This window comes from Nitrospirota bacterium, assembly GCA_035516965.1.
GTDB lineage: Bacteria > Nitrospirota > UBA9217 > UBA9217 > UBA9217 > MHEA01.
The window spans coordinates 23,094-30,582 of record DATIZR010000055.1; the positions used below are offsets into that span (position 1 = coordinate 23,094).

Consider the following 7,489-nt stretch of genomic DNA (forward strand, 5'->3'; position numbering starts at 1 on the left):
GGCCGGACAGCCGGATCCGGCGATGCGGTCAGCACACGCCTGCCGCGACACCTATGCAAAAGATATTCTTCTCTCAGGCTATCCTTGACGCCCTGATCAGCGAAGGCAAGATCACGCTGGACGGGAACCTCCTTACCCTGATCACCGCGGATAAACCCTCCTTCGAACTCGAGCCGGGCTACCGGATCACCAGGACCGCTGACAACGGTCCCGACCCCCACGGCCTGGTCGGAGCCATCAAGTACGAAAAGGACCTCAGGGCGATGAACGCCGAACTGTATCTCGATTCGGTCCTTTACCGCGAGACGGCCTACGTGGCGGACGCGGGCTTCATCGGCGAAAAAAAGGAGCTCCTGGACAGACTTTCGGACACGGAACTGCTCACCCGGTTCCTGCTCGACAGCCTCCTGTAGGGTGATGCTGAAGCGGATCGTGAAAATACTGCTGGGGCTCGCGCTGCTCCCCTTCTGCCTCGGCTTCACGTGGCAACTGGGGGAAAACGTGTTCGCCATCCCCTACAAGGCCGACGTCCCCTACTACTTCATCGCCGGCGGCTTCGCCTATCTCGCCGTCCATGTGCTCTTCAAGAAACCCATCCTCACCTACGTGTTCGGCCATGAACTGACCCATGCGCTCTTCGCCGTTCTCTTCGGCGGGTCCGTCAAGGCCTTCCGCGCGAGCGAACGGGGCGGCCAGGTCACCGTCACCAAGTCGAACTTCCTGATCACGCTGGCGCCGTACTTCTTTCCGCTCTACACGTTCCTGACCATGGTGCTCTACGGTCTCATGACCGCGGCGGAGGCGAGGGCCGCCGCGTCGGCTTTCGTTTTCTTCGCCGGAGCCACCTTCGCGTTCCACGTTGCGCTGACGGCCATCTTCCTGCAGACGGACCAGAAGGACATCAGGGAGCATGGGGCCCTCTTCTCCTATCCCCTGATCTACCTGTTCAACGTCGTCTTCATGGCGCTGCTCATCCATCTGCTGCTCGCCAAAAAGAACGGCTTTCTCGATTTCCTCGTACATGGTATAATGCACACGGTTCACGTCCTGACGCTGCTGGCCCGGAAGGGGTACGCCCTGCTCCCGTGAACGGCCGCAGGGTACCTTCACCGTACGACGGGTTGATCATGCTCACCATAGGACTCACCGGCGGAATTGCAAGCGGGAAAAGCCTCGTCGCACGCGTCTTCAGTGACCTGGGCGCCCATGTGATCGATGCCGACAAGGTCGTCCATGACCTTCTTGCGAAGGACCAGCCTGCGTGGCGCGATGTGCTCGCCCATTTCGGAGAACGTATCCGTCTCCCCGGGGGGGCCATAGACCGCAGAAAGCTCGGAGAGATCGTGTTCAATGACGAGGCGGAGCGCGCGTGGCTGAACCGCTGCCTTCATCCCCGGGTTTTCGAGGCTTACGCGGCCCGGGTGAAACACCTGTCCTCGCAGGAACCCGATTGCATCGTGGTGCTGGACGCCGCGCTCCTGATCGAGACCGGTTATCATAAGCAGATCGATAAGGTCGTCGTGGTCTACGCCGACGAGGCGCAGCAGCTGCACCGCGTCATGGAGCGGGACGGCCTTCCCCCCGAGCAGGCCGTTGCCCGGATCCGGAGCCAGATGCCGCTCCGGGAAAAGCGGCTGCATGCCGATTACGTGATCGAAAATACCGGCAGCCGGGAAGAGACCGAGCTCCAGGCGCGGGAGGTCTTCGCTGCATTGAAAGGCCTGTCAGGAGGCTGTCCATGAAGCGGGACGCCTTCAGGATCGCGCCGATGAAGGCATCGCACATCAGGGCCTGCGGAGAGATCGTGGCCAATTCCGATCCCTGGAAGCGCCTGAACGAGCGCATCGACTTCCGGACCGCCCTTTCAGGAGGCCGGACGCACATGCGGGCCCATGTCTGCCTCGCGGGCACGGATCCCGTCGGGTTCATCCTGTTCACGCCGGAACCGGTCTTCGCGCGCGGAGGTTACCTCAAGGCGCTCGGCGTCGCCCCTGCTTTCCGGGGACAGGGAGTGGGCAGAAGACTGCTCTCCTTCGCGGAGCGGGTGACCGCTTCACGGGCGCAGAACTTCTTTCTCTGCGTGTCTTCATTCAACCGCAGGGCCATGGCATTCTACAAGAGCTGCGGCTATTCCAAGGCGGGATCGCTTCGGGACCTGATCGTGCCGGGAGCATCGGAACACATTTTCTGGAAGCCTTTGGATAAAACGTCACCCCATACAAGGAGAACGCGGCAGTGACCATCAAGGCCCTGAAGAGCATAGACCTGTTCAAGAACCTGTCCGATGAGGAACTGAAGGAACTGGAACCCTATCTGACGGCTACCTGGTACAAGAAGAAAGAGGACATCTTTTCAGAAGGCGACCAGCCCGAATGGTTCTATATCGTGGCGAAGGGCAAGGTCAAGATCACGAAGATATCCCATGACGGGAAGGAGATCATCCTCGAGATCATTTCCCCCACGGACATCTTCGGCGGTGTTGCCGTGATCCGCGGCTTCCCCTACCCGGCGAACGCAGTCGCCATGGAGGACACCGAGGTGCTGAAGATCTCCCGGAGGAACCTGCTGCGGCTCGTGGACCGGTTCCCGAACCTTATGTACTGTATCGCGCTCCAGCTCGGGGACCGCATGAAGAGCTCCTACGATTCGCTCAAGAACATCGCACTGGAGCGCGTCGAAGCCAGGATCGCGGCGCTCCTGCTCAAGCTGGCGAACAAGGTCGGCGTGGAAACCAAGGGCGGGACCCTGATCGACATGCGGCTGACCAAACAGGACGTCGCCGATATGGTCGGGACCACGGTGGAGACCTCGATCAGGACCTTCAGCAAGTTCAAGAAGGAGGGGCTGCTGACGGACAGCGACGGCAAGTTCATCATCAAGGACAAGGAAGGCCTGATGGCATTGTCGTCTTAGCGAAACAGGGGCAGGGAGAGGGCCCCGCTGCCCCTTGCATCATGCCCTAGTGCGGCTGCTCCTGTTTTGCCAAGAGCGTCATCAGCATGTTGAAGAAGAACAGGAAGAGGGTGAGCGCCTGGAGCCCGCCGAATGCCACGGTCAGCATCAGATAGCCGCTGCCTGGCGCATAGACATTCAGGGTGTAGAACAGGAGCATGCCGACCAGCGAGATGTTCGCGAGATAGAACTGCACCTCGCCGATCTTCGGACTGTACACCGGCCTGCCCATGAACCGCGGCAGGATATGGTAGCCCACCCCGAAGATCATCATCGATACCCAGCCGAGCATGTTCAGATGGGAGTGCACGAACTTCAGGGCCATCAGGCTCTGGTTCCCGAGCATGCATACGCCCAGTACCGTGGAGATGCCGAGATACACGATGCTCATGACGATAAAACCTTTGACGAACTTGTCCATTTCGAATGTCCTCCTGGATGAGTGATGGTGTAAGCGCAGTATAGTACGGCGGGAAACGGACGGATATGACATGGGTCATAGTATAACACAGTCAGAGAGTATGATGCAGGTCATAACAACAAAACGCGGGCTCTGGTAGAGTATGGTCAACAATTCAATTAAGGAGGCCATCATGATCACAGAGAAAAAGAAGATAACGAAAGATTCCATCATCGGGGACGTCATCAAGCAGAGCCCGGCAGCAAAGGCCGTCATCCAGAAGTATTTCGGGAACGGCTGCTTCACCTGCCCGGGGATCAACATGGAGTCCATTTCCTTCGGATCCATGATGCACAATCTCGACCCCAACAAGATCGTCGACGAGATCAACGCGCTGGAGGAGTAACAGACATGACCGCCAAAGAGATAAAGTGTTTCGTCTGCGGAGCCGACGACAAGGAACGCGTCTACATCCCCTGCATCCACGAAGGCAAGGACAAGTATGCCTGCACCCGCTGCCTTCCCATGCTGATCCACGGGGCGCATTGATTCACGGAGGGCGTGGGGGCGGGACAACCGCGATCCTCGGGATCGGGTTCTCTGCCTTCCGCCTTCCAACGTCTCCCTTCCCGCTTCCAAGGGTCTCGGTACAATCCCGGCAGCAGGAAAATCGGTAGAAATCCACGAGCGATGCTGGTAGACTGTTCCCATGACACGGGAACTTGCCATTGTCCTGGTGAGCGGAGGCATGGACAGCTGCGTCACCGCAGCCATCGCGAACGAACAATACCGTCTGGCGCTGCTGCACGTCAATTACGGCCAGCGGACCGAGGCCCGCGAACTCCGCGCTTTCAGCGAGATCGCCGATTTCTACCAAGCCGAGAAGAGGCTGTCCGTCAGCCTGGAGCATCTCAAGGTCATCGGCGGCTCAAGCCTCACCGATGAAAGCATACCGGTCCCCGAAGCCCTTCCCCCGAATCCGAACGCCGAGCCCCCTGCTTCTTCTATTCCCACGACCTACGTCCCCTTCCGGAACGCCCATCTTCTTTCGATCGCGGTGTCCTGGGCCGAGGTGATCGGCGCGAAGGCGATATTCATCGGTGCCGTGGAAGAGGACAGCTCCGGATACCCGGACTGCCGGGAGGTCTTTTACCAGGCCTTCAACCGCGTGATCGAGACGGGAACGAAGCCGGAGACCATGATCAGGATCGTCACCCCCCTCATTCATCTCAGGAAATCGGCCATTGTCAGGCGCGGCGTCGAGCTCAACGCTCCGCTCCACCTCACCTGGAGCTGCTACCAGAACAGCAACAAGGCCTGCGGCCGGTGCGAAAGCTGCGCCCTGCGCCTGCAAGGCTTCCATGATGCCGGCGTGAAAGACCCCATCCCCTATGAGAGTTGAACAGCTCGACGGGTAAGCATCAGGGGTATCCCTGGGACAACTGCTTATAGGGTTTTGACCTGGACACTCGGGTTAGCATGGCTACCCCAAGTGTTGCACTTCGCTATTGAACCGGCGATCATTTCGATTTAGCCCTTGACTTAGTTTGCGCAGAGTTGCACTATGTGTGAACTTCTCGAGAAGAGCCGCAGTCAAGGAAAAAAGCAACAATCGACAACGAAATAATACTTGGACCTCTCGTTGCAACGTCAGTGTATTTGTTGCGGCATTGCATCAGTCATGAAAAACCGCAGGTTCATGAACAGGTTTATTTGCAATTGAAGCAGCATGGTGGCCGTCCGGATATCTTTTTTGATAATCGAGGTCGGAGAAATTCTAAGAAAGGCTTACTTTTAAAAATAGAATCATTCGCAAAAGGGAGTATCGAAATGAAAGCATCCAAGAAACAGGCATTTGTAATAATTGGTACCTTGCTCAGCCTTACTCTTCTTTCTTGCGGTGGTGGCGGTGGCGGAGGTGTCGGTTTCATTAGCGGGGGCGGTGGAAATTCTTCTGCAACTGTCATTACCGGGCATGTCGCGGATGGGTTCGTTGCGGGGGCCACGGTAACCGCCTATCAAGTGAACGCTAATGGAACTCAGGGAGCGCAAATTGGGTCACCTGTTCAGACTGACCAATCTGGAAACTATAGCCTTAATCTGGGGACTTACACCGGGCCCGTTTTAATAACCAGTACAGGCGGAACCTATATCGATACGGTGACAGGAACGACGATCGATCTGACCAATTCTCCATTGATTTTATCTACAATCGTGTCGAATGCCTCTGGAACAAATGTGACTGCCGAGATTAATCCTTTAACCACCATGTCAGCGAACGTGGCATTGACCTTAGTCGGTCGGGGAACCCCGGTGGCGACCGCGGCGGATGCCGCGAACACGACGATTCAAAATTATTTTGGACTTCCGTCTTCTATTTTAAATACTGCATTATTAAACCTGACTACGGTCGGCTGCATGACAGGAGCGAATCAATCAAGCGCGGATGCCAGTGCGATTCTCGCTGGAATCTCGCAATTGGCATCTACTAATGGAGTTAGCTCGCTTGACCTTGTTCAAGCCCTTATTCAGGACGTGACGTCTGATGGACTATTCGATGGGTTAGCCAGCGGGGCAACCCTTTCTGTACTCTTGACATCCGGGACCGGCACGATACCGTTATCCACGATGGAAGGGACTGCACTGACGGGACTGGCAGATGCAATTACTACCTTTATGACTTCGTCTACATCCAACATCTGCGGAGCGTCCGTGGATTCGGGCGTCATCTCCGCTCTCTCGAGTACGAATATATTTACGACCCCAGCCGCGCCAACAGGTGTTACCGCTACGCCAAAAGGTGGATCTGTGATCATCAGCTGGAATACGGTGACCAGCGCAACGTCGTATAATATTTACATGGCAACTTCGACGGGCGTCACGGCAACTTCAACCCAACTGCCGGGGTACGGGAGTATCTTGAAAGTGACCAGTCCCTATGCTGTTTCAACGGGCCTGACAGGCTTAACCTATTATTTTGTGGTGACAGCGGTCAGTGGGACGAGCCCCTACGTTGGAAGCGAAAGTGTAGCATCAGCCGAAGTATCGACGGCCGTCGCATTACCAGCCGTCGCATTGCCAGCGCACTGGGCTCAAACTGTAACCGGGGGAAGCAGCAGCTCATTGTTCAATGGCGTATCCGTGGCATCAGACGGCTCTGTGTACACCGCGGGACAAATCTATGGAACCGGCATCTATGACCTCGGCAGCGGCGTGACCGCCACAGGGACGAACAGTGGCGGCAACATTGTACTGGTAAAATACGATAGCTCTGGCACGGCGCAGTGGGCTCAAACCGTGACCGCGGGAAGCAGCAGCTCATTGTTCAATGGTGTATCCGTGGCGCCAGACGGCTCTGTGTACGCCGCGGGATCTATCGATGGAACCGGCACCTATGGCTTCGGCAACAACGTCATATCCACAGGGACGAACAGCAGTGGTAGTAACATTGTACTGGTGAAATACGACAGCTCCGGCGTGGCGCAGTGGGCTCAAACTGTGACGGCGGGAAGTAATGATTCATTCTTCACGAGCGTATCCGTGGCATCAGACGGCTCTGTATACGCCGCGGGAAAAATCCATGGGACCGGCACCTTTAACTTCGGCAACAGTGTGACCGCCGCAGGGTCGGTCAATGGCGATAACCTAGTAATGGTGAAATACAACAGCTCAGGTGTTGCGCAGTGGGCTCAAACCGCAACGGGAGGATCTGCTGATTCATACTTCTCCGGCGTCTCCGTGGCGTCAGACGGCTCTGTGTACGCCGCGGGATCTATCAATGGAACCGGAGCCTATAACTTCGGCAACAGCATAACTGCCACAGGGACGTACAGTAACGGTAACGTTGTACTGGTGAAATACAATAGCTCCGGCGTGGCGCAGTGGGCTCAAACCGTGACGGCAGGAAGTAGTTTCTCAATATTCTTTAGCGTATCCGCGGCATCGGACGGGTCCGTATATGCCGTTGGATATATCGATGGAACCGTCGCCTATGACCTCGGCAACGGCGTGACCGCCACAGGGACGAACAGTGGCAACAACATGGTACTGGTGAAATACGACAGCTCCGGCGTGACGCAGTGGGCTCAAACCATGACATCCGGGAGTGGTAACTCGGTCTTCAATGGCGTATCCGTG

The 7,489-nt window shown here is 56.8% G+C and carries 10 protein-coding genes; 9 read left to right on the forward strand and 1 reads right to left on the reverse strand.

Annotated elements, in window-relative coordinates; genetic code table 11:
• Window positions 1-53 precede the first annotated feature (53 nt).
• From VL197_08380 to VL197_08400, 5 genes are read left to right on the forward strand one after another with little or no spacing between them, the layout of a single operon-like run.
• Complete coding sequence (locus VL197_08380) at window positions 54-413, forward strand: hypothetical protein (GenBank protein HUJ17996.1); 360 nt, start codon at window positions 54-56, stop codon at window positions 411-413.
• Between the two features lie 19 nt (window positions 414-432).
• Complete coding sequence (locus tag VL197_08385) at window positions 433-1,089, forward strand: M50 family metallopeptidase (protein ID HUJ17997.1); 657 nt, start codon at window positions 433-435, stop codon at window positions 1,087-1,089.
• Window positions 1,090-1,127: 38 nt separating this feature from the next.
• Window positions 1,128-1,742 (forward strand): dephospho-CoA kinase, encoded by a 615-nt coding sequence (gene coaE, locus VL197_08390; GenBank protein ID HUJ17998.1) that lies wholly within the window; start codon window positions 1,128-1,130, stop codon window positions 1,740-1,742.
• Window positions 1,739-2,239, forward strand: a complete 501-nt coding sequence (locus VL197_08395) for a GNAT family N-acetyltransferase (GenBank protein ID HUJ17999.1) — start codon at window positions 1,739-1,741, stop codon at window positions 2,237-2,239. The genes coaE and VL197_08395 overlap by 4 nt, the downstream gene beginning before the upstream one ends.
• Window positions 2,236-2,913 carry a Crp/Fnr family transcriptional regulator gene (locus VL197_08400; GenBank protein ID HUJ18000.1) on the forward strand — a complete coding sequence of 226 codons (678 nt, stop codon included), beginning with the start codon at window positions 2,236-2,238 and terminating at the stop codon, window positions 2,911-2,913. The genes VL197_08395 and VL197_08400 overlap by 4 nt, the downstream gene beginning before the upstream one ends.
• 46 nt (window positions 2,914-2,959) lie before the next feature.
• Here VL197_08400 and VL197_08405 read toward each other — a convergent pair whose 3' ends face one another.
• Window positions 2,960-3,373: a hypothetical protein gene (locus VL197_08405; protein ID HUJ18001.1), complete on the reverse strand. Its 414-nt coding sequence runs from the start codon at window positions 3,371-3,373 to the stop codon at window positions 2,960-2,962.
• Between the two features lie 172 nt (window positions 3,374-3,545).
• On the opposite strand from VL197_08405, the gene VL197_08410 reads away from it, so the two are divergent.
• From VL197_08410 to VL197_08425, 4 genes are all read left to right on the forward strand, one after another.
• On the forward strand, window positions 3,546-3,758 hold the full coding sequence (locus VL197_08410) for a DUF1858 domain-containing protein (GenBank protein ID HUJ18002.1): 213 nt from the start codon (window positions 3,546-3,548) through the stop codon (window positions 3,756-3,758).
• 5 nt (window positions 3,759-3,763) lie between these two features.
• Window positions 3,764-3,901 carry a hypothetical protein gene (locus tag VL197_08415; GenBank protein ID HUJ18003.1) on the forward strand — a complete coding sequence of 46 codons (138 nt, stop codon included), beginning with the start codon at window positions 3,764-3,766 and terminating at the stop codon, window positions 3,899-3,901.
• Between the two features lie 160 nt (window positions 3,902-4,061).
• Window positions 4,062-4,754 carry a 7-cyano-7-deazaguanine synthase QueC gene (queC, locus tag VL197_08420; GenBank protein HUJ18004.1) on the forward strand — a complete coding sequence of 231 codons (693 nt, stop codon included), beginning with the start codon at window positions 4,062-4,064 and terminating at the stop codon, window positions 4,752-4,754.
• A gap of 311 nt (window positions 4,755-5,065) precedes the next feature.
• On the forward strand, window positions 5,066-7,489 hold a 2,424-nt coding region (locus VL197_08425; protein HUJ18005.1), incomplete at its 3' end, for a hypothetical protein.

What these genes read in the sequence shown, in the direction of transcription:
- coaE (HUJ17998.1), top strand. Translation starts at nt 1,128, where the DNA reads ATGCTCACCATAGGACTCACCGGCGGAATTGCAAGCGGGAAAAGCCTC.
- VL197_08415 (HUJ18003.1), top strand. Translation starts at nt 3,764, where the DNA reads ATGACCGCCAAAGAGATAAAGTGTTTCGTCTGCGGAGCCGACGACAAG.
- VL197_08395 (HUJ17999.1), top strand. Translation starts at nt 1,739, where the DNA reads ATGAAGCGGGACGCCTTCAGGATCGCGCCGATGAAGGCATCGCACATC.
- queC (HUJ18004.1), top strand. Translation starts at nt 4,062, where the DNA reads ATGACACGGGAACTTGCCATTGTCCTGGTGAGCGGAGGCATGGACAGC.
- VL197_08380 (HUJ17996.1), top strand. Translation starts at nt 54, where the DNA reads ATGCAAAAGATATTCTTCTCTCAGGCTATCCTTGACGCCCTGATCAGC.
- VL197_08405 (HUJ18001.1), bottom strand. Translation starts at nt 3,373, where the DNA reads ATGGACAAGTTCGTCAAAGGTTTTATCGTCATGAGCATCGTGTATCTC.
- VL197_08410 (HUJ18002.1), top strand. Translation starts at nt 3,546, where the DNA reads ATGATCACAGAGAAAAAGAAGATAACGAAAGATTCCATCATCGGGGAC.